The sequence below is a fragment of the Halomonas heilongjiangensis genome (genome assembly GCF_002879645.1).
Classification (GTDB): Bacteria; Pseudomonadota; Gammaproteobacteria; order Pseudomonadales; family Halomonadaceae; genus Halomonas; species Halomonas heilongjiangensis.
Genome location: NZ_PNRE01000075.1, coordinates 14829 through 35669, shown reverse-complemented (window position 1 = coordinate 35669; position 20841 = coordinate 14829). Strand labels below are relative to the sequence as shown.

Here is a 20841-nt window from a genome sequence, read left to right as displayed (position 1 = left end):
CTGAATGAAGATAATATCGATTCATTGAAGTCGATATATGCCTCAGGCTCAAGGCCCGTTCATCGAGGGAGACAGCGAGATGCCACTGCCCTTCACATCGCTGCTGGTCGCCATCGGCTTCGTGGTGTGCTGGAGCTCGGGGTTCGTCGGCGGACGACTGGCGATCGAGGCCGACACGCCGGTGCTGGCGCTGTTTGCCTGGCGCTTCCTGCTCGCCAGCCTGCTGGTCGGCCTGTATTGGCGGCTGCGCGGGACCGGTCGGCTGGCACGGCGGGACGTCCTGCGCGAAATGGCCATCGGCAGCCTGACCATGGGGGGATACCTGCTGGGGGTGATCCTGGCGATCCAGCTCGGCGTCAGCGCCGGGGTGACCGCGCTGATCACCGCCCTGCAACCGCTGCTGGCGGCGGCGCTGGCCGGCCCCTGGCTCGGCGAGCGCCTGGCCACCCGTGGCTGGGTGGGCATGGCCATCGCCACCCTGGGGATGATGCAGTACGTGGCCGACGACCTCGGGCGCGGCGGCGGGGCTCCGCCGTGGGCCTACCTGCTGCCGCTCGGCTCGGTGGTGGCGGTGACACTGGGCAGCCTGCTGGCCGTGCGCTGGGCGACGGCGATGCCGATCTCGGCAACCTTGCTGTCCCAGCTCCTTGCCGCCACGGGCATCTTCACGCTGGCCGCGTTGATCGCCGGCGGTGGCACCCTCGCGCTTCCCGCCGCCGACCTGCCCAGCATCACCGCCCTCGGCTGGCTGATCGTGCTATCGAGCCTGGGGGGGTACGGGTGCTTCGTCGCGAGCCTGCGCCGGCTCGGGGTGACCCTGACCTCGACGCTGGTCTACCTGACCCCCGCCGTGACCCTGCTCTGGGCGGCGGCCATGTTCGGCGAACACCCGGGGGAGCAGGGCATCATCGGCATGGGCATTGCCATCGCCGGTGTCGGCCTGGCTATTCGCTGCGTCGATACATCAGGTCCCAGACACCATGACCGAGGCGCTCGCCGCGGGCCTCGAACTTGGTCAGCGGGCGAAACGCCGGTCGCGGCACATAGGGCGCCGTGTCCGGGGCTGCCACATTGCGATAGCCCGGCGCCGCGGCCATGACCTCGGCCATCCACTCGGCGTAGGCCTGCCAGTCGGTGGCCAGGTGGAAGGTGCCACCGGGCTTGAGCCGGGTGCGCACCAGCTCGACGAAGGCGGGCTGGACGATGCGTCGCTTGTGGTGCTTCTTCTTCGGCCAGGGATCGGGAAAGAACAGCTGCAGGGTATCGAGGCTCGCCTCCGGCAGGCACTGCTCGAGCACCGCCAGGGCATCCTCGCGATAGACCCGAAGGTTGGTCAGGCCGCGCTTGTCGGCCTCGTCGAGCAGCTTGCCGACGCCGGGGGCATGCACCTCGATCCCGATGAAGTCGGTCTCCGGATGGGTCTCGGCCTGCTCGACCAGCGAGGCCCCCATGCCGAAGCCGATCTCCAGCACCCGTGGCGCCCGGCGGCCGAACAGCACCTCGAGGTCCTGACGGCCATCGGCCAGGGTCAGGCCCAGCCGCGGCCAGACCTCCTCCAGGCCACGGGTCTGGGCCTGGGTCATCCGGCCGGCGCGCAGCACATAGCTCTTGATGCCGCGGCGGTGCAGCGGGGCGTCGGGCCCTTCCGGGCCGGTGGTCGAGGCGGGCGCGTCGTGTTGCGGATCGTTCATGGAATCGGGTGGGACTCTCTGGGGCACGGGTTGCGGGTGGCTCAGCCGTTGATGCGGCCGGCGAAGGGCGAGGACGGGTCGGCGCTCTGCCGGCGCGGCATGCGCCCGGCCAGGAAGGCCTCGCGGCCGGCCTCCACCGCCTTCCTCATGGCGCTGGCCATCAGCACCGGCTGGCGGGCATGGGCGATGGCGGAGTTCATCAGCACGCCGTCGCAGCCGAGTTCCATGGCCATGGCCGCGTCGGAGGCGGTGCCGATGCCGGCATCCACCAGCACCGGCACGCCGGCCTGCTCGATGATCAGGCCGATGTTGTGCGGGTTCTGGATGCCGTGACCGGAGCCGATCAGCGAGCCCAGCGGCATGATCGCACAGCAGCCGAGGCGCTCGAGCTCCCGGGCGACGATGGGGTCGTCGCTGGTGTAGACCATGACGTCGAAGCCATCGGCGATCAGCGTCTCGGCGGCCGACAGGGTCTCGACCACGTTGGGATAGAGGGTCGAGTCGTCGCCCAGCACCTCGAGCTTGACCAGCTTGTGGCCGTCGAGCAGCTCCCGGGCCAGCCGGCAGGTGCGCACCGCGTCCTTGGCCGTGTAGCAGCCGGCGGTATTGGGCAGCAGGGTGAAACGCTCCGGAGGGACGGCGTCGAGCAGGTTGGGCTCACCGGCCTCCTGCCCCAGGTTGGTGCGCCGCACCGCGAAGGTCACCACCTCGGCACCGCTGGCGGCGATCGCCTCGGCCGTCTCGTCGAAGTCCTTGTACTTGCCGGTACCGACCAGCAGCCGGGAGGCGAACTCGCGTCCGGCGATGCTCAGCGGCTGGTCCTGGAAAAAGTCACTCATGCTCTGCTCCTGTATACCCGTGGAATGCCCGACAGCCGGGGGCCCGGCGACTAGCCGCCGCCGATGGCGTGGACGACCTCGACGCGGTCGCCCTCGGCCAGCCGGATCTCGCCGTGCTCGCTCTTCGGCACGATCTCCTCGTTGACCTCCACGGCGATGCGCCGGCCGGCAAGTCCCAGGGACTCGACCAGCTCGGCGACCGTGAGGTCGGGCGTCAGGGTGCGCGCTTCGCCATTGAGCTGAATCCGCATGGCGTCCTCTCTTCGTGATCGGGGGATTCGCGGGGCCACCATTGTAGCGGAGTCGGGCCGGCCGGGGTACGGTGGGCAGCGATTCGCAACCATTCGCAAGAGACCGGGAGGCTCGCCCATGCAGGACAGGGGGTGGTGGTTCGCAGGCGCGCTCTCGGGCGCCCTGGTGGTGATGGCCGGGGCCTTCGGCGCCCATGCCCTGGAAGGGCAGCTCGCCCCGCGCCTGGCGGCGGCCTTCGAGACCGGGGTGCGCTACCAGGCCTGGCATACCCTGGCACTGCTGGCGGTGCTGGCCTGGCGGGCCAGCACCCCCCTGGCGGGCCAGCGCCTGGCCCTGGGGCTCTGGGCGGCCGGCATCCTGCTCTTCTCGGGCTCGCTCTACGCCCTGGTCCTGACCGGCGTACGCGGCCTGGGGATGATCACCCCGCTGGGCGGCGTGCTGATGATCGCCGGCTGGCTGGCGCTGGCGGTCTGCGTGCTGCGCGCTCAGTCGCCGTCCGGCAAGACATAGGTGGCGGTGACCAGGGCCACCGGCCGCTCGTCGCCGGCGGAGAAGAGCTGCACCTCCCCCACCGCCAGGCGGTTGCCCAGCTTGACGATGCTGGCGTTGGCGATGACGTCGCGGTCACCCCGCGGGCGGCGCAGGAAACGGCAGTGCAGGTCGCTGGTCACGGCCATCGGCTCCGGGCCGATCTGGGCGAGGATCGCCACATAGAGGCAGACGTCGGCCAGCCCCATCAGGGTAGGGCCGGAGACGCTGGCACCGGGACGCAGGTGCTCGTCCTCGATCGCCAGGCTCATGGTGGCCCGCATGTGGCCGACGCCCTCGATGGTCCCGGCGCGCTGGGGAAAGACCTCATCGAGGAAGTCCTCGATGGCGGCGGCGGTCATCACGGTCATCGGCAGGCTCCTTGGCGGTGGATGGGGTGGATTGACGCTCGCGTCAACATAACCGAAAGCGCCCCGGGCAGATACCCGGGGCGCTCTGGTTCACGCGTGGCGAGGCGGCGTCACTTGGCCTTGTGCACGGCGCGCCAGTGGTGCAGCAGCGGCTCGGTGTAGCCGGCGGGCTGCTCGCGACCCTTGAAGATCAGGTCGCTGGCGGCCTGGAAGGCCGAGGACGCGGCGAAGTCGGCGCTCATCGGCGTGTAGGCCGGGTCACCGGCGTTCTGCTCGTCGACCACCCTGGCCATGCGCGCCAGGGTCTCCTCCACGCGCTTGGCATCGACCACGCCGTGATGCAGCCAGTTGGCGATGTGCTGGCTGGAGATGCGCAGGGTGGCACGGTCCTCCATCAGCCCCACGTCGTGGATGTCCGGCACCTTGGAACAGCCCACGCCGTGCTCGACCCAGCGCACCACGTAGCCGAGGATGCCCTGGCAGTTGTTGTCGAGCTCCTGCTGGATCGCCTCGTCGGACCAGTCGGCCTCGGCGGCCACCGGCACGGTCAGCAGGTCGTCGAGCAGGTCGGGTTCGCCCTGGCCTTCCAGCTCGCGCTGGATGGCGGTGACGTTTACCTGATGGTAGTGCAGGGCGTGCAGGGTGGCGGCGGTGGGCGACGGCACCCAGGCGGTGTTGGCACCGGCCTTGGGATGGCCGATCTTCTGCTCCAGCATGGCCGCCATCAGGTCCGGCATGGCCCACATGCCCTTGCCGATCTGGGCGCGGCCGCGCAGGCCGCAGGCCAGGCCGACCTGGACGTTGTTCTTCTCGTAGGCGGCGATCCAGGCGGCATTCTTCATGTCGCCCTTGCGGATCATCGGGCCCGCTTCCATGGCGGAGTGCATCTCGTCGCCGGTGCGGTCGAGGAAGCCGGTGTTGATGAACACCACCCGCGAGGCGGCCTCACTGATGCACGCCTTGAGGTTGACGGTGGTGCGGCGCTCCTCGTCCATGATGCCCATCTTGAGGGTGTCGCGGGCCATCCCGAGGATGTCCTCGACGCGGCCGAACAGCTCGCTGGCGAAGGCGACTTCCTTGGGGCCATGCATCTTCGGCTTGACGATGTACATGGAGCCGGAACGGGAGTTGCGCGGCTCGTCCTCGCCCTTGTTGAGGTCGTGCAGGGCGATCAGGCCGGTCACGATGCCGTCGAGGATGCCTTCCGGCAGCTCGTTGCCGTCGGCGTCGAGCACCGCCGGGGTGGTCATCAGGTGGCCGACGTTGCGCACGAACATCAGCGAGCGGCCCGGCAGGGTGACGGACTCGCCATCGCCGTTGGTCCAGCGGCGGTCGCCGTGCAGGCGGCGGGTGATGGTCTTGCCGCCCTTCTCGACCTGCTCCTCCAGGTCACCCTTCATCAGGCCCAGCCAGTTGGCGTAGACGCCGACCTTGTCCTCGGCGTCGACGGCGGCCACCGAGTCCTCGCAGTCCATGATGGTGGTCAGCGCCGCCTCGACGACCAGGTCCTTGACGCCGGCCGGGTCGGTCTTGCCGATCGGGTGGCTGGCGTCGATCTGGATCTCCAGGTGCAGGCCATGGTTGACCAGCAGGATGGCGTCGGGCTTGGCCGCATCGCCGTTGAAGCCGACCAGCTTGCCCGGATCCTTGAGGCCGGTCTCGCGCCCCCCCTCGAGGGTCACCACCAGATGGCCGTCGCGCAGGGCGTACTTCACCGCATCGCAGTGGGAACCGGTGGCCAGTGGCGCGGCACGGTCGAGCACGCCACGGGCGTAGGCGATGACCTTCTCGCCGCGCCGGGGGTTGAAGCTCGCGCCCTTCTCGGCGCCGTTGTCCTCGGAGATGGCGTCGGTGCCGTAGAGGGCATCGTAGAGGCTGCCCCAGCGGGCATTGGCGGCATTCAGCGCGTAGCGGGCATTGCTCACCGGCACCACCAGCTGGGGGCCGGCCTGGACGGCGATCTCGCGGTCGACGTTGGCGGTGGTGATGCCGACCTTGGCCGGCGCCTCGACCAGATAGCCGATCTCCTGGAGGAAGGCGCGGTAGGCCGCCATGTCGCGCACCGGGCCGGGGTGCTCGCGATGCCAGGCGTCCAGTTTTTCCTGCAGGCGGTCACGCTCGGCGAGCAGTTCACGGTTCTTCGGTGTCAGATCATGAAACAGCGCGTCGACGCCGGACCAGAAGGCCTCGGCGTCGATGCCGGTGCCCGGGAGCGCCTGCTCGTTGATGAAACGGTCCAGCTCGGCGGCCACCTGCAGGCGGTGGCGAGTGACGCGTTCGGTCATGGTGGATCTCCTCGTGCTTTGGCAGCCGGTCTTGGGTTGCACCGGTCGGCCGGGGTCGGGTTGGGCGACTGCGTGCGGGATTTTGTGGAAAATAATTCCATATGTAAACCCTGAAGCCTCGGAAGCCATGCCGAGCTAGACCAAAAGATAAGACATCATGGGCTGCCGGGCGACCCGCCCGGGTGGAATCAGTGGCCCGTCCACCGCCTTGACGCTAGCATGTCCGGGCGTTGCGGAGGATTCGATGAGCGACTTTACCCCACTGCAGGCCCTGGGCCCCGTCACCCTGGTCGACCTGACCGACCTGGTACCCGGCAGCGACGACCTGGAGCGCTACCTCGGCCACTATGGCCTGGCACCGTTGCTCGTCGAGCACGTGGGCCTCTACGTGGGCTACGTGGATGCCCGTGACTTCCGCCTCTGGACCCAGGTATGGAGCCCGGCGGAGCCGGTCGGCACCGCCTTCGTGGTCCATGGCTACTTCGATCATCTCGGCCTCTATCGCCATCTGCTGGAGCGCCTGCTGGATCGCGGCTGGCGGGTCGTGCTCTGGGACCTGCCGGGTCACGGCCTCTCCAGCGGCCCCCGCGCCTCCATCGATGACTTCGATGACTATGGCTGCTGCCTGCAGAGCCTGCAGCAGCACCTCGAGGAGGAGGGCCTGGCCCCACGCCCCTGGCTGGGGGTCGGCCAGAGCACCGGCGCGGCGATACTGGCCACCGATGCCCTCGCTCGCGGCGACGATGGCCACTGGGCGGGGCTGGCGCTGCTGGCCCCGCTGGTGCGCCCCTGGGGCTGGAACCAGTCGAGCTGGCTGCATCGCCTGGTCGGCCCCTTCGTGAGCTCGATCCCGCGCAAGTTCCGCGCCAACTCCACCGACGCCGAATTCGCCGTCTTCCTGCGCGAACAGGACCCGCTGCAGCCCGACCGCCTGACCATGGAGTGGGTCAGCGCCATGCGCCGCTGGATGCCGCGCCTGCTCGCCCTCCCGCCCAGCCCGGTGCCGACGCTGATCCTGCAGGGCGAACAGGACCTGACCGTGGACTGGGAATGGAACCTGGCAGTGCTGGAACGCAAGTTTCCCAATGCCGAGATCCTTCGCCACCCGGAGGCACGCCACCACCTTGTCAACGAGGCCGAGCCGATCCGCAAGGCACTGTTCGAAGCCCTCGACCGCTTCGTCGCCGCCCTGGAGCCCACTTCCCCACGAGAGACCAAGAATCGATGAACACGCGCCTGCTGGCCCTGCTGCTCCCGATCCTGTTGCTGGCCGGCTGCGCCGCGCAGCCCGACCGCCCCGAGACCCTGCGCCAGGCGTTGTTCGGCCTCGGTGAACGCGCTGCCGAACGCGTCATCGAGGCGCCACCGCTGCCACGCCCGCCGGCCGACCAGGTCCTGTTGCTGGCCACGCCCGAGGTGGATGACGCCCTCAGCATCGGCCGCGAGCGCTTCCTCGAGAGCCTCACCCGGGCCCTGCTCGGCACCTCCGACGGCCCCCAGGTACTCGACTGGAGCGACGCCATGGCCGAGGGGGGCGGGGACAACCAGTGGCGACTGGACAGCCGACTGGAGGCCGATGGCCCACGCCTGCAGCTCTCCGACCGGGAGCTGCTGCCCTACCGGTTGAACCTGGCACTGCGACGTCCGGGCAGCGAGGAGGCGCTGTGGGAAACGGAGATCCATGGCGCCTTCGACGCCACCGCCCTGTAGCGCCCCGGCCCCGGGCCGGGCCCTTATCCCTTGAGCATCCGGTCGAGCTGACGATAGCCGATCGCCTCGATCAGCTGGTCGCGTTCCGGCCGGGGCGCCCCGGCCAGATCGGCGAGGGTCAGGGCCACCCGCAATACCCGGTGGTAGGCCCGGGCCGAGAGCCGCAACCGCTCCAGCACCCCGGCCAGCCAGGCCCGATCCGCGGCCTCGAGGCCACAGGCCGCCTCCAGCTCGCGCCCGGCCAGATGGGCATTCAGCGCCCCCCGGGCCTGCTGGCGCGCCCTCGCGGCCATCACCCGCTCGCGCACCACGGCCGACGGCTCCCCCACCGCGCGGGAAGTGAGCTGCTCCGGCGGCAGCGCCGGCACTTCCACCTGCAGGTCGATGCGGTCGAGCAACGGCCCCGAGAGGCGTGCCTGGTAACGCTGGATCTGGGCGGCGGTGCACTGGCAGCGGTTGCGGGGATCCCCCAGGTGGCCGCAGGGGCAGGGATTCATCGCCGCCACCAGTTGGAAACGGGCCGGATAGCGGCGCTCATGGCTGGCCCGGGCGATATGGATCTGTCCCGACTCCATGGGCTCGCGCATCACCTCCAGCACGTGGCGGGAAAATTCGGGGAATTCGTCGAGGAACAGCACCCCGTGGTGGGCCAGGGAGATCTCGCCCGGTCGCGGCTTCGAGCCACCCCCCACCAGCGCGACGGCACTGGCGGTGTGGTGAGGGGCACGAAAGGGGCGCTGGCCCCACTGCTCGCGCAGCGCCAGGCCGCTGACCGAGCGGATCGCCGCCACCTCCAGCGCCTCGTCCTCGGAGAGCGGCGGCAGGATGCCAGGCAGTCGGCTCGCCAGCATGGTCTTGCCGGTGCCGGGCGGGCCGGCGAACAGCAGGTTGTGGCCGCCGGCCGCGGCGACCTCCAGGGCACGGCGCGCCTGGTGCTGACCGCGCACGTCGATCAGGTCGGCTCCGGGACCCGCGATGGCGGCCGGCCGGGCCAGGCGATGGCGGGCGATGGGTGACTGGCCGAGCAGGTGGGCGACCACCTCGAGCAGGTGGTCGGCGGGCAGCACCTCGAGGTCACCGGCCAGGGCGGCCTCGTCGGCGTTGGCCCGCGGCACGATCAGGCGGCGCCCGACGGCACGGGTCGCCATGGCCAGCGGCAGCACCCCGGTGACCGGGCGCAATCGCCCGTCGAGGGCCAGCTCACCGGCGCTCTCGATCCCCTCCAGCGCCTCCGCTGGCACCTGGCCGGAGGCCACCAGCAGGCCCAGGGCGATGGGCAGGTCGAAGCGCCCGCCCTCCTTGGGCAGGTCGGCGGGCGCCAGGTTGAGGGTGATACGGCGGGTATTGGGGAAGTCGAAACCGGCGTTGACCAGGGCGCTGCGCACCCGCTCGCGGCTCTCCTTCACCGCGGCTTCGGGCAGCCCCACCAGGGTCATCCCCGGCAGGCCATTGGCCAGGTGCACCTCGACCTGCACCTCGGGCGCCTCGAGGCCGAGGCCCGCCCGGGTGTGGATGATCGCCAGCGTCATGCGCGGTCCCTCGCGTGTCGTCTGACCTCAGGCTAGCCCAGCGAAGGCGTCCTCGCCCGCTGGCCTCAGCGCTCGGCCTGGCTTTCGCCGGCACTCTCATCGGGAACCACCGCCTCATCGACGGCATCGGGCTCGTTGACCCCTCCGCCAGGCCCGCTGGCCCGACGGGCGTCCAGCGCCTCCTCCAGGGCCGCGACCTGTGTCTCCAGCGCCTCGACCCGGGCCCGGGTGCGTTGCAGCACATCCATCAGGATGTCGAAATCCTCACGCGACACCAGCTCGAGGCGATCGAAGGCGCCCCGCACCACCTGCTGGATACCCTTCTGTACCTCTTCCGGAGCCTGCGAGGCCCCCTGCAGCCGGTCGCCGATCTGCTGGGCGAGGCGACTGATCCGGTCATGGCTCACCATGGGGTTTCTCCTGCGTCATCTTGGGGTGGCTGCCTACAGGATACGCAAGCCGCCATGCCCGTGCATTCGCCGCCACGCCCCGTTATGGCGCACTCACGTCGAGAAGTAGCACCACAACAGTGCAGCCACTGGTCCAGCACGTATGCCCCCCCCTCCTTTTGCACCAAATTTTCCATTCATCATCTTGATAATAAAAAGATTACCCATTACTGGCACGGTTTGCGCAGAGATAGGGCAGTCATGCATCGGCGGCTGGCAAGCCGCTGCCAACCCAGTAGTGGAGACACGTGATGAAGCTCATCACCGCCATCATCAAGCCATTCAAACTCGACGATGTCCGCGAGGCACTGGCCGACAACGGCGTCCAGGGCATCACCGTCACCGAGGTCAAGGGGTTCGGCCGGCAGAAGGGCCACACCGAGCTCTATCGCGGTGCCGAGTATGTCGTCGACTTCCTGCCCAAGGTCAAGGTCGAGGTCGCCGTGGACGACGCCCGTCTCGAGGGCGTGCTCGACGCCATCTGCAATGCCGCCAACAGCGGCAAGATCGGCGACGGCAAGGTGTTCGTGACCCCGCTCGAGGACGTCATCCGCATTCGTACCGGCGAGCGCGGTGCCGACGCCGTCTGATGACGCTCATGATTCCCTGCACGGAGACATCCCATGACAGAGCTGACCGACCTGACCGAGCTGATGTACGCGGTCGACACCTTCTACTTCCTGATCTGCGGCGTGCTGGTGATGTGGATGGCCGCGGGCTTCTCGATGCTCGAGGCCGGCCTGGTGCGCTCCAAGAACACCGCCGAGATCCTCACCAAGAACATCGCCCTGTTCGCCATCGCCTGCACCATGTACCTGGTGGTGGGCTACTACATCATGTACTCCAGCAGTGAGGGCGGCTTCCTGCCGAGCCTGGGCTTCCTGATCGGCGGTGAGAACAGCGTCGATGCGGTGCTCTCCGGCGACGAGGATGCCCCCTACTACTCCATGCGCTCCGACTTCTTCTTCCAGGTGGTGTTCGTGGCCACCGCCATGTCCATCGTCTCCGGTGCCGTGGCCGAACGGATGAAGCTGTGGGCCTTCCTCGCCTTCGCCGTGGTGATGACCGCGGTCATCTACCCGATCTCCGGTTACTGGACCTGGGGCGGTGGCTGGCTCGACGCGGTCGGCTACTCCGACTATGCCGGCTCAGGCATCGTGCACATGGCGGGTGCCGCCGCGGCCCTGGCCGGCGTGCTGATCCTCGGCCCCCGCAAGGGCAAGTACGGCAAGGACGGCACCATCTACGCCATCCCCGGGGCCAACCTGCCCCTGGCCACCCTGGGGACCTTCATCCTGTGGATGGGCTGGTTCGGCTTCAACGGCGGCTCCGAGTTGAAGATGTCCGACGCGCTCTCCGCCAACAACGTCGCCCAGGTGTTCGTCAATACCAATGCCGCGGCCGCCGGCGGCGTCATCGCCGCCCTGATACTGGCCAAGCTGTGGTTCCGCAAGGCCGACCTGACCATGGCCCTGAACGGCGCCCTGGCCGGCCTGGTGGCCATCACCGCCGAGCCGCTGGCGCCCTCGGCCTTCGGTGCCATGCTGATCGGTGCCGTGGGTGGCGCCATCGTGGTGGTCTCCATCGTCAGCCTCGACAAGCTGAAGCTCGACGACCCGGTCGGTGCCATCTCCGTGCACGGGGTGGTGGGTATCTGGGGCGTGCTGGTGGTGCCCCTCTCCAACGGTGACGCCAGCTTCGGCGCCCAGATCATCGGCATCCTCGGCATCTTCATCTGGGTATTCGCGGCCAGCCTGGTCGTGTGGCTGATCCTCAAGGCCATCATGGGCATCCGGGTCAGCGAAGAGGAAGAGTACGAAGGGGTCGACCTGGCCGAATGCGGCCTGGAGGCGTATCCCGAGTTCCGCGTGGCCAACGTCAACGGAGGGGGGTTCGGTCGCGGCTCCAGCGGTCATGTGGCACAGGCCCGCTCCCAGCCGCATACCCCATAACCGCACGCGTCTTCACGCACTTGACAAGGCCCCCCAGGGGGCCTTTTTTATTCACCCCCTCCGCGGTGTATGCTTGGACACCATGAGCATGATGGCCCCGGCCATCGACACCCGGACAGGACGAGGACAGCAACCATGAAACTGGTGACCGCCATCATCAAACCCTTCAAGCTCGACGACGTACGGGAATCTCTTTCCGAGATCGGCGTTCAGGGCATCACCGTCACCGAGGTCAAGGGCTTCGGCCGGCAGAAGGGCCACACCGAGCTCTATCGCGGCGCCGAGTATGTCGTCGACTTCCTGCCCAAGGTCAAGCTCGAGGTCGCCGTGGATGAGGAGATGGCCGAGAAGGTGATCGACGCCATCACCCAGGTGGCCAATACCGGGAAGATCGGCGACGGCAAGATCTTCGTCACCCCGCTGGAGCAGGTGATCCGCATCCGCACCGGCGAAACCGGCAAGGATGCGGTCTGACAGCTGGAAGGCGCCTAAATAGAACCGCCTCCGTGGCAAGACCACGGAGGCGGTTTTCTTCAAGCTCCCGGCGAAGCCGGGGAAGCTTACTTCTCGACGAAGGCGCGCTCGATCACGTAGTCGCCGGGCTCGCCCATGCGCGGCGAGATGTTGAAGCCCAGTTCGTCGAGCAGGCCGCTGGTCTCGTCGAGCATCGCCGGGCTGCCACAGATCATGGCGCGGTCCTGGCGCGGATCCAGTACCGGCAGGCCGGTATCCTCGGCGAGCTTGCCGCTGCGGATATGGTCGGTGAGGCGCCCCATGGTATGGAACTCCTCGCGGGTCACCGTGGGGTAGTAGACCAGCTTCTCGGCGATCTCCTCTCCCAGGTACTCGTGGGCGGGCAACGCCTTCTGGATGAAGTCGGCATAGGCGAGTTCGCTGACGCTGCGCACGCCGTGCACCAGCACCACCTTCTCGAAGCGCTCGTAGACCTCGGGATCCTGGATCAGGCTCATGAAGGGGGCCAGACCGGTACCGGTGGAGAGCATGTAGAGATTGCGCCCCGGCAGCAGGTCATCGGTGACCAGGGTGCCGGTGGGCTTGCGGCTGACCATGATCTGGTCACCCACCTTGAGATGCTGGAGCCGCGAGGTCAGGGGGCCATCCGGCACCTTGATGCTGAAGAACTCCAGATGGTCCTCGTAGTTGGGGCTGGCGATGGAGTAGGCGCGCATCAGCGGCTTGCCGTTCACCTCGAGGCCGATCATCACGAACTGGCCGTTCTTGAAGCGCAGGCTGCGCTCGCGGGTGGTACGGAAGCTGAACAGGGTGTCGTTCCAGTGGTGAACACTGAGCACCTCTTCAAGGGCGAATTTGCTCATGCCGACTCCTTTGATATTCCATAGACGCATAAGTGCGTCGTGCAATCTATGTCGGCAATTCTAAGAGATCGCCTGATATCTGTTAAATGGATTGTATGGATAACCCTTATCTATACTACAGATATAGAGTCTCGGGAGCCCCGTCATGCGCTACACCCTGCGTCAGCTGGAAGTCTTCGTCGCCGTCGCCCAGCACGAGAGCGTATCCCACGCCGCGCGTGCCCTGGCCCTGTCCCAGTCGGCGGCAAGCACCGCCCTGGCCGAGCTGGAGCGACAGTTCGACTGCCAGTTGCTGGATCGCATCGGCAAGCGGCTGAAGCTCAATGCCCTGGGCTTCCAGCTGCTGCCCAAGGCGGTGGCCCTGCTCGATCGGGCCGAGGAGGTCGAGGAACTGCTGCGCGGCCAGCAGGGGGTGGGCTCGCTGGATGTGGGGGCCACCCTGACCATCGGCAACTACCTGGCGACCCTGCTGATCAGCGACTTCATGCAGCGTCACCCGGGGAGCCGGGTGCGCCTCTCGGTGCGCAACACCCGCGCCATCATCGACAGCGTGCGTCATCATGAGCTCGACCTGGGGCTGATCGAGGGACAGTGCGAGGACGACGACGTGATCACCCAGCCCTGGGTGGAGGACGAGCTGGCGGTGTTCTGTTCGCCCCGCCACCCCTTGGCCGGGGCCGGCGGGGTGGAACTGGACCGGTTGCTGCGCGAGGCCTGGATCATGCGCGAACAGGGCTCGGGCACTCGCCTGACCCTGGAGCAGGCCGCCCGCCACCGGCGCGGACGCTTCAACATCCTGCTCGAACTGGAGCATACCGAGGGCATCAAGCGGGCGGTGGAGTCGGGGCTCGGCATCGGCTGCGTATCGAAGCTGGCGCTGCGCGATGCCTTTCGGCGCGGCAGCCTGGTGGCGATCCCCACCCCGGAACTCGACCTGAGCCGCCAGTTCAGTTTCATCTGGCACCGTCACAAGTACCTGGCCACCGGCATGCGCGAGTTCCTGCGGCTGTGCCGGCAGATGACCGAGGGCATCCGGCGCAGCGACGAGATCGACCTGCCCCAGGTGCCGTGATCGAGGCATCGATCCACAGCCCGTGCCTCAACGCAGGTCGCTGACGGCCTCCTGGATATCGCCGAGGCTGGCCTTGGAGAGGTCCTTGGACAGGGTATGGATGATCAGCTTGGTGGTTGGGCCATCGAGCTTGTCGCGCAACAGTCCCAGGAAACGCGGTGGGGCCACCATGATCAACTTCTCCATGGTATTGTCGACCCTGGCCCGGTAGAGACGCTCGGCCACCTCCTTGGCAAAGACGATCGCCTCATGCTGTGAGGCGGAGTTCTCCTCACCGGAGGAGCGCGACGTCGTCGACATCGACTCATGGACGTCCGCGCCGCGGTCGGTCACCAGATCGCCCTCGTGCAACCGCCCCGCAGCGTGTAACAGGCTGTCATGCTCTACCAGCTTGAGCGCATCGCGGGTGAAGATCCGCGCCCGCGCTGCATCGGCCACCACGATATAGGTTGTCATAGCAACTCCTTGAGGCTGGTTTGAATAGGCGAAGCCAAGCTCTACGGACACCACGCTGTGCCCCTCGTTCAACATTGGCAAGCCCGCCCCGACTGGTCAACCCGGCAGCGGTCGTTGCAAGTGGTGACTGCAGCGTTCCGGGAACTGGGGTAGCATTTCGCCTAGTCGGTATGGATACCGGCCCGACTCATCATCACGATGTGCATCCTCCGGGAGGACCCCCGATGCGACAGTTGCTGTTTCCCCGCCGCCCCCTGGCCCGCTCCACCCTGCTGAGCTGCCACCTGCTGCTGCAGCTCGGCCTGCTCGCCGGCGCCGCCCTGTGGCTGGCACCCCGCACCCCCTGGCTCGCCCCGGTCGACTGGGCCGGTGCCTGGCCGACGCTGGCGCTGGGCGTCGGCACCTGGCTGCTGGCCGCCATCGGCCTGCGCCTGCTCGCCGAGCTGTGGCTGCTGCCCCACCACCTCGCGAGCCAGCGTCCCGGCTTTGCCCCGGGCGCCGTGGTCACCCGCTCCTTCGAGCGCCGCCCGGCGGTTCACGCCGAGGAGGCCGCCTGGACCAGCGAGGCACGCCCGCTCGAGAGCGGGGACGGCGTCCTCGGCAACGCCAGGGTGACTCGGCCCGCCGAGCGCCTGCGCCCCCGCGGCGCCAGCAACGAGCCGACCCTCGACCTGGCCGGTGGCGGCGTCGCCGAAGCCCCCTCGTCCAGGGAGCCTCGACTCTAGCCACGCTGACTGCCCCCATGACGACGAACCCCGGCCGCCGCCGGGGTTCATCGTTTCCAGCCGCCGCCTCAGTGGCCGAGGATCTGGCTGAGGAACAGCCGGGTACGCTCGGACTGCGGGTCGTTGAAGAACGGCTCCGGGGCATTCTCCTCGATGATCTGGCCCTGATCCATGAAGATCACCCGGTCGGCCACGGTCTTGGCGAAGCCCATCTCGTGGGTCACGCAGAGCATGGTCATGCCCTCGCGGGCCAGCTCGACCATGACATCGAGCACCTCCTTGATCATCTCCGGGTCGAGCGCCGAGGTGGGCTCGTCGAACAGCATGACCTCGGGGTGCATGCACAGCGAGCGGGCGATCGCCACCCGCTGCTGCTGGCCGCCGGAGAGCTGCCCCGGATACTTCCTCGCCTGTTCGGCGATCTGTACCCGCTCCAGGTACTTCATGGCCTCGGCTTCGGCCTCGCGGCGCGGCTTCTTCTGCACCCACATGGGCGAGATACAGCAGTTCTCCAGCACCGTGAGGTGCGGGAAGAGGTTGAAATGCTGGAACACCATGCCGACGCTGCGACGGATCTGTTCGATGCGCTTGACGTCCTGGGTCAGAGGCACGCCGCCGACCACGATCTCGCCCTGCTGGTGCTCCTCGAGGTGGTTGATGCAGCGGATCAGGGTCGACTTGCCGGAGCCCGAGGGCCCGCAGATGACGATCCGCTCGCCGCGCCTGACCTCCAGGTCGATATCGCGCAGCACATGGAAGTCGCCGTACCACTTGTTGACGCCGCGCATCTCGACCATGGGGGTCTCGCTGCCGGCCTTGGGAGTTGAAGCCTGTTCACTCATCGTGGTTGTCCTGTAGTCGGATGATCGGGCCCGGGGCTCAGCGTTTGTGGCCGGTATGCAGTTTCCGCTCGAGATACTGGCTGTAGCGCGACATGCTGAAACAGAAGATCCAGAACATGAACGCCGCGAACACATAGCCCTCCAGGGCGAAGCCCAACCAGCGGGAGTCCGACAGCGCCGCCTGGACGATGCCCAGCAGGTCGAAGAGCCCGATGATCATCACCAGGGTGGTGTCCTTGAACAGCGAGATGAAGGTGTTGACGATGCCGGGGATCATCATCTTCAACGCCTGGGGCAGCACGATCAGCCCCATGCGCTTCCAGTAGGTCATGCCCAGCGCCGCCGCGGCCTCCTCCTGTCCCCTGGGGATCGCCTGCAGGCCACCGCGGATCACCTCGGCCATGTAGGCGCTCTGGAACAGGGTGATGCCGATGAAGGCACGGATCAGCCGATCGACGCTGACCCCGGTGGGCATGAACAGCGGCAGCATCACCGAGGCCATGAACAGCACCGTGATCAGCGGCACGCCGCGCCAGAACTCGATGAACACCACGCAGAAGCTCTTGACGATGGGCATCTGCGAGCGCCGCCCAAGGGCCAGCAGGATGCCGATGGGCAGCGCCCCCACCATGCCCACCACCGCCAGGATCAGGGTCAGGGTCAGCCCGCCCCAGCGGTGGGTCTCCACCACGCGCAGGCCGAAGTGGCCGCCATAGAGCAGGAAGTAGGCGAGCAGCGGGAAGGCCACCAGGGTCAGCACCGCGACCCAGCGCTTGAACGGCAGCCGCGGGATGGCCAGCCAGGCGATCAACGCGGCGAAGACGGCGAAGGTCAGGTTGACCCGCCAGATCTCGCTGCCCGGGTAGAGGCCGTAGATGAACTGGCCGATCCGCGCATTGATGAACACCCAGCAGGCGCCCTCGCGGGAGCAGTCGGCACGGCTGGTCCCGATCCAGTCGGCGTCGATGAAGGCCCACTGGATCGTCGGTACCAGCAGCAGGTAGAGCAGATAGAGGCCCAGCAGGGTGAACACCGTATTCACCGGCCCACTGAACAGGTTGGCGCGCAGCCAGGCAATGGGGCCGATGGTACTGCCGGGCGCCGGGCGTGCCGGAATCATTTCGCGTTGAATCGTCATGGCGCCTCTCCTAGCGTTCCACCAGCGCCACGCGGGCGTTGAACCAGTTCATGAACATCGACACCAGCAGGCTGATGGTGAGATACACCGCCATGGTCATGGCGATGACCTCGATCGCCTGCCCCGTCTGGTTGAGCGTGGTCCCGGCGAACACCGAGACCAGGTCCGGATAGCCGATGGCGGTGGCCAGCGAAGAGTTCTTGATCAGGTTGAGGTACTGGCTGGTCAACGGCGGAATGATCACCCGCATGGCCTGGGGCACGACCACCAGGCGCAGCACCAGGTTCCGCGGCAGGCTGAGCGCCTGGGCCGCCTCGGTCTGGCCATGGGGAATCGCCTGGATGCCCGAGCGCACGATCTCGGCGATGAACGACGCCGTATAGATGGAGAGCGCCAGCCACAGGGCCAGGAACTCCGGTATCACCGTGATGCCGCCGCGGAAGTTGAAGCCACGCAGTTCCGGCACGTCCCAGGTCACCGGCACCCCGGTGGCCACCAGCACGAGCATCGGCAGGCCGAGGATCAGCGCCAGCGAGATCCAGCCCGCCGGCAGGCGCTTGCCGGTGGCCTCGTGACGACGCCGGTTCCAGATCACCAGGGCGATGCTGGCCACCACGGCGACGCCGAAGGCCAGGGGGATCAGCCCGAAGCCCGATTCGAACAGCGGCTCGGGCAGGTAGAGCCCGCGCACGTTGAGGAAGATCACCTCGCCGATCGAGAGGCTGTCACGGGCCGCCGGCATGGCCCGCAGCACGGCGAAGTACCAGAAGAAGATCTGCAGCAGCAGCGGGATGTTACGGAAGATCTCGATGTAGCCGTTGGCCAGCCGGGCGATCAGCCAGTTGGGCGAGAGCCGGGCGATGCCGACGGTGAAGCCGATGATCGTCGCCGCCAGTACGCCGAGTGCCGAGACCAGCAGGGTATTGAGCAGGCCCACCACGAAGGTCCGGCCGTAGGTGCTCTGTGAGGAGTAGTCGATCAGGCTCTGGACGATGCCGAAGCCGGCGGTGTTGTTCAGGAAGCCGAAACCGGTGGTGATGCCGCGGGCCGACAGGTTGGCCTGGGTGTTGCCGATGATATAGAGCAGGAAGGCGGCAACGGCGGCGACCAGCAGCAGCTGGAAGATCAGCGCGCGCTTGGCGCGGTCGCGCCAGAACGGCGGCTTGGGGCCCGCGGGACGGGCCTGGGGTCGAACGGACATGGAAGGACTCTCCGCCTGGATCCGTCAAGCAGGTATCAGGCCCCGCCCCGGGGTGGCCGGAGCGGGACACGGCAAGGAGCGAGGCACCGGGCTAGCGGTGCCTCGGGCCGGCACTCAGCGGACCGGCGGGGCGTACTGGATGCCGCCGTCGGTCCACAGGGCGTTGACGCCACGCTCGATCTCCAGCGGCGAGCCCATGCCCACGTTACGCTCGAAGCTCTCGCCGTAGTTGCCGACCTGCTTGATGATGTTGTAGGCCCAGTCGGCGGAGAGGCCCATGCCCTCGCCGTAGTTGCCGTCCCGGCCCAGCAGGCGGGCGATGTCGGGGTCGTCGGCGTCGAGCATCTCGTCGACGTTGTCCTGGGTGATGCCCATCTCCTCGGCATTGATCATGGCGAACAGCGACCACTTGACGATGTTGAACCACTGGTCGTCACCCTGGCGCACCACCGGGCCCAGCGGCTCCTTGGAGATGATCTCGGGCAGGATCACGGACTGTTCCGGGTCGGAGAGCTGGATGCGCAGGGCGGCCAGCTGCGAGGTATCGGAGGTCAGGACGTCGCAGCGCCCCGCCTCGTAGCCACCCACGGTCTGCTCCGAGGTATCGAAGACGATGGGGTCGAACTCCATGCCGTTGGTACGGAAGTAGTCGGCCACGTTGAGCTCGGTGGTGGTGCCGGACTGCACGCAGATCGCCGCGCCGTCCAGCTCCTTGGCGCTGGACACCCCCAGCTCGCGGTTGATCATGAACCCGATACCGTCGTAGAAGGTCACGCCGGTGAAGTTCAGGCCCAGGGTGGTGTCGCGGGTGGTGGTCCAGGTGGTGTTGCGCGACAGCACGTCCACCTCGCCGGACTGCAGGGCGGTGAAGCGCTCCACGGCGTTGAGCGAAATGTAGCGCACCGCCTCGGCGTCGCCGAACACCGCGGCGGCCACGGCCCGACAGACGTCGACGTCCAGCCCCTGCCACTCGCCCTGGTCGTCCGGTGCCGAGAAGCCCGGCAGGCCATCGCTCACGCCACACTGCACGGCACCGCGGTTCCTGGTGTCGTCGAGCGTGGCGGCAGACGCCACGGAGGCCGTACCCAGAGCCACAGCCGCCGCGGAAGTCAGCAGCAGCCACTTGTTCTTGTTGTTGCGCATGGAGGGTTCCCTCGAATGTTGGAGTTGGAGTATCGCTGATGCATGCATGAGCATGTGCCAGCACCTTAGCAAGATTCGCTCCATCGACGGGATAGAACAGGCGACACCCTTATTCAACGGTCGAGCCGGAGGGGATCCGGCTCGATCGGGCGCACCACGCCAGTACCCCGGCTCAGCGATCAGCGCACCGGTGGTGCATACTGGATGCCCCCCTCGGTCCACAGGGCGTTGAGGCCCCGGGCAATATTGAAATCGGAGCCTTCGCCGACATTGCGCGCGAACACCTCATCATAGTTGCCCACCTGGCGGATGATCTCGTAGGCCCAGTCGGCCGGCAGCCCCATGCCCTCGCCGTAGTTGCCATCCCGGCCGAGCAGGCGGGCGATATCCGGGTCCTCGGCGTCGAGCATCTCGTCGACGTTGTCCCGGGTGATCCCCATCTCCTCGGCGTTGAGCATGGCGAATAGCGACCACTTGACGATATTGAACCACTGGTCGTCGCCCTGGCGCACCGCCGGGCCCAGCGGCTCCTTGGAGATGATCTCCGGCAGCACCACGGCGCTGTCCGGGTCGGCCAGTTGCATACGCTGGGCGTAGAGCTGGGAGGCGTCCGAGCTGAGCACGTCGCAGCGCCCCGCCTCGAAGCCGCCGATCGACTGTTCCGGCGAGTCGAACACCACCGGCTCGTACGCCATGTCGTTGACGCGGAAGTAGTCGGCCAGGTTGAGCTCGCTGGTGGTACCCGACTGGGTACAGACCGCCGCCCCATCCAGCTCGAGAGCGCTCTGCACCCCCAGGTCACTGGCCACCATGAAGGCCTGGCCGTCGTAGTAGCTGACCCCGGTGAAGTTGACCCCCAGGGTGGTGTCACGGCTGGAGGTCCAGGTGGTGGTGCGCGACAGCACGTCCACCTCGCCGGACTGCAGGGCGGTGAAGCGTTCCACCGAATCCAGCGGCACGAACTGCACCTTCCCGGCATCGCCCAGCGCCGCCGCGGCGATGGCCCGGCAGACATCGGTGTCCAGCCCCCGGTAAGTGTCCTCGTCGTCCAGCGCCGAGAAACCCGGCTGGGCGGCATTCACCCCACAGCGCAGCTGATCGCGTTCGCGCACCTCGTCCAGGGTCGCGGCCTGGACCAGCAGCGGCCCCACCAGCACCAGGGCACCCGCGCCCCATGACAGCCCGTTTCGCATCGCGTGTTCCTTTTGTTGTCGCGTCGTTCGACCAGCGGTCCTCGGCCATGCCGCTCCGCCTCGGTGCAGCATGGCTGATTCCATCGGCAAACGCGAAAATGACTTCGGCCACGTCACGGCCACGACGG

At 67.7% G+C, this 20841-nt stretch carries 22 protein-coding genes and 1 pseudogene; 9 read left to right on the top strand and 14 right to left on the bottom strand.

From position 1 onward, the window contains the following. Positions 1 to 37: 37 nt before the first annotated feature. Positions 38 to 934: pseudogene (locus C1H66_RS16700) on the top strand (DMT family transporter); the annotation flags it as partial. Between the two features lie 10 nt (positions 935 to 944). Here the strand turns inward: C1H66_RS16700 and trmB are convergent. The 3 genes from trmB to thiS are packed head-to-tail and all read right to left on the bottom strand — an operon-like array spanning position 945 to position 2781. Further along, a complete protein-coding gene (trmB, locus tag C1H66_RS23285) occupies positions 945 to 1691 on the bottom strand; it encodes a tRNA (guanosine(46)-N7)-methyltransferase TrmB (RefSeq protein ID WP_102629009.1) in 747 nt (248 codons plus the stop codon). Positions 1692 to 1732: 41 nt separating this feature from the next. Further along, the gene (locus C1H66_RS16690; RefSeq protein WP_102629008.1) at positions 1733 to 2530 is read right to left on the bottom strand and encodes a thiazole synthase; all 798 of its coding nucleotides are present in this window, start codon (positions 2528 to 2530) and stop codon (positions 1733 to 1735) included. Positions 2531 to 2580: 50 nt separating this feature from the next. Further along, positions 2581 to 2781 carry a sulfur carrier protein ThiS gene (gene thiS / locus C1H66_RS16685; RefSeq protein ID WP_102629007.1) on the bottom strand — a complete coding sequence of 67 codons (201 nt, stop codon included), beginning with the start codon at positions 2779 to 2781 and terminating at the stop codon, positions 2581 to 2583. 118 nt (positions 2782 to 2899) lie between these two features. Between thiS and C1H66_RS16680 the strand changes: the two genes are divergently transcribed. Then, positions 2900 to 3292: a DUF423 domain-containing protein gene (locus C1H66_RS16680; protein ID WP_102629006.1), complete on the top strand. Its 393-nt coding sequence runs from the start codon at positions 2900 to 2902 to the stop codon at positions 3290 to 3292. On the opposite strand, the gene C1H66_RS16675 is transcribed toward C1H66_RS16680, so the two are convergent. Further along, positions 3268 to 3681, bottom strand: a complete 414-nt coding sequence (locus tag C1H66_RS16675) for a PaaI family thioesterase (RefSeq protein ID WP_102629005.1) — start codon at positions 3679 to 3681, stop codon at positions 3268 to 3270. The genes C1H66_RS16680 and C1H66_RS16675 overlap by 25 nt on opposite strands. Positions 3682 to 3791: 110 nt before the next feature. Next, a complete protein-coding gene (locus C1H66_RS16670; protein ID WP_102629004.1) occupies positions 3792 to 5966 on the bottom strand; it encodes a malate synthase G in 2175 nt (724 codons plus the stop codon). Between the two features lie 244 nt (positions 5967 to 6210). On the opposite strand from C1H66_RS16670, the gene C1H66_RS16665 reads away from it, so the two are divergent. Together C1H66_RS16665 and C1H66_RS16660 are read left to right on the top strand one after the other, a co-directional pair. Then, complete coding sequence (locus C1H66_RS16665) at positions 6211 to 7194, top strand: alpha/beta hydrolase (RefSeq protein ID WP_102629003.1); 984 nt, start codon at positions 6211 to 6213, stop codon at positions 7192 to 7194. Further along, positions 7191 to 7676: a hypothetical protein gene (locus tag C1H66_RS16660; protein WP_102629002.1), complete on the top strand. Its 486-nt coding sequence runs from the start codon at positions 7191 to 7193 to the stop codon at positions 7674 to 7676. The genes C1H66_RS16665 and C1H66_RS16660 overlap by 4 nt, the downstream gene beginning before the upstream one ends. A gap of 23 nt (positions 7677 to 7699) precedes the next feature. Here C1H66_RS16660 and C1H66_RS16655 read toward each other — a convergent pair whose 3' ends face one another. Together C1H66_RS16655 and C1H66_RS16650 are read right to left on the bottom strand one after the other, a co-directional pair. After that, positions 7700 to 9205, bottom strand: coding sequence for a YifB family Mg chelatase-like AAA ATPase (locus C1H66_RS16655; RefSeq protein ID WP_102629001.1), 1506 nt, complete (start codon positions 9203 to 9205; stop codon positions 7700 to 7702). 65 nt (positions 9206 to 9270) lie between these two features. After that, positions 9271 to 9615, bottom strand: coding sequence for an accessory factor UbiK family protein (locus tag C1H66_RS16650; protein ID WP_240618370.1), 345 nt, complete (start codon positions 9613 to 9615; stop codon positions 9271 to 9273). 290 nt (positions 9616 to 9905) lie between these two features. Between C1H66_RS16650 and C1H66_RS16645 the strand changes: the two genes are divergently transcribed. The 3 genes from C1H66_RS16645 to glnK all read left to right on the top strand — a co-directional run bounded on the left by C1H66_RS16645 (position 9906) and on the right by glnK (position 12080). Beyond that, positions 9906 to 10244: a P-II family nitrogen regulator gene (locus tag C1H66_RS16645; protein ID WP_102629000.1), complete on the top strand. Its 339-nt coding sequence runs from the start codon at positions 9906 to 9908 to the stop codon at positions 10242 to 10244. Positions 10245 to 10277: 33 nt separating this feature from the next. Beyond that, a complete protein-coding gene (locus tag C1H66_RS16640) occupies positions 10278 to 11606 on the top strand; it encodes an ammonium transporter (RefSeq protein WP_370741229.1) in 1329 nt (442 codons plus the stop codon). 135 nt (positions 11607 to 11741) lie between these two features. Continuing rightward, on the top strand, positions 11742 to 12080 hold the full coding sequence (glnK, locus tag C1H66_RS16635; RefSeq protein ID WP_102628999.1) for a P-II family nitrogen regulator: 339 nt from the start codon (positions 11742 to 11744) through the stop codon (positions 12078 to 12080). A gap of 86 nt (positions 12081 to 12166) precedes the next feature. Here the strand turns inward: glnK and C1H66_RS16630 are convergent, their stop codons facing one another. Next, positions 12167 to 12943, bottom strand: a complete 777-nt coding sequence (locus tag C1H66_RS16630) for a ferredoxin--NADP reductase (RefSeq protein ID WP_102628998.1) — start codon at positions 12941 to 12943, stop codon at positions 12167 to 12169. Between the two features lie 145 nt (positions 12944 to 13088). Here C1H66_RS16630 and C1H66_RS16625 point away from each other — a divergent pair, with 145 nt between their 5' ends. Beyond that, the gene (locus C1H66_RS16625; protein WP_102628997.1) at positions 13089 to 14015 is read left to right on the top strand and encodes a LysR family transcriptional regulator; all 927 of its coding nucleotides are present in this window, start codon (positions 13089 to 13091) and stop codon (positions 14013 to 14015) included. Positions 14016 to 14042: 27 nt separating this feature from the next. On the opposite strand, the gene C1H66_RS16620 is transcribed toward C1H66_RS16625, so the two are convergent. Beyond that, a complete protein-coding gene (locus C1H66_RS16620; RefSeq protein ID WP_102628996.1) occupies positions 14043 to 14471 on the bottom strand; it encodes a host attachment protein in 429 nt (142 codons plus the stop codon). A 224-nt stretch (positions 14472 to 14695) separates the two neighbouring features. Between C1H66_RS16620 and C1H66_RS16615 the strand changes: the two genes are divergently transcribed. Then, on the top strand, positions 14696 to 15196 hold the full coding sequence (locus tag C1H66_RS16615; protein WP_102628995.1) for a hypothetical protein: 501 nt from the start codon (positions 14696 to 14698) through the stop codon (positions 15194 to 15196). A 68-nt stretch (positions 15197 to 15264) separates the two neighbouring features. On the opposite strand, the gene C1H66_RS16610 is transcribed toward C1H66_RS16615, so the two are convergent. The 5 genes from C1H66_RS16610 to C1H66_RS16590 form a co-directional block, all read right to left on the bottom strand. Beyond that, positions 15265 to 15993, bottom strand: coding sequence for an amino acid ABC transporter ATP-binding protein (locus tag C1H66_RS16610; protein ID WP_102628994.1), 729 nt, complete (start codon positions 15991 to 15993; stop codon positions 15265 to 15267). Positions 15994 to 16075: 82 nt separating this feature from the next. Continuing rightward, positions 16076 to 17176 carry an amino acid ABC transporter permease gene (locus tag C1H66_RS16605; RefSeq protein ID WP_102628993.1) on the bottom strand — a complete coding sequence of 367 codons (1101 nt, stop codon included), beginning with the start codon at positions 17174 to 17176 and terminating at the stop codon, positions 16076 to 16078. A gap of 10 nt (positions 17177 to 17186) precedes the next feature. Next, positions 17187 to 18377: an amino acid ABC transporter permease gene (locus tag C1H66_RS16600; RefSeq protein WP_102628992.1), complete on the bottom strand. Its 1191-nt coding sequence runs from the start codon at positions 18375 to 18377 to the stop codon at positions 17187 to 17189. A gap of 114 nt (positions 18378 to 18491) precedes the next feature. Further along, positions 18492 to 19520: an amino acid ABC transporter substrate-binding protein gene (locus C1H66_RS16595; RefSeq protein WP_102628991.1), complete on the bottom strand. Its 1029-nt coding sequence runs from the start codon at positions 19518 to 19520 to the stop codon at positions 18492 to 18494. 179 nt (positions 19521 to 19699) lie between these two features. Continuing rightward, on the bottom strand, positions 19700 to 20713 hold the full coding sequence (locus tag C1H66_RS16590; protein ID WP_102628990.1) for an amino acid ABC transporter substrate-binding protein: 1014 nt from the start codon (positions 20711 to 20713) through the stop codon (positions 19700 to 19702). Between the last annotated feature and the right edge of the window lie 128 nt (positions 20714 to 20841).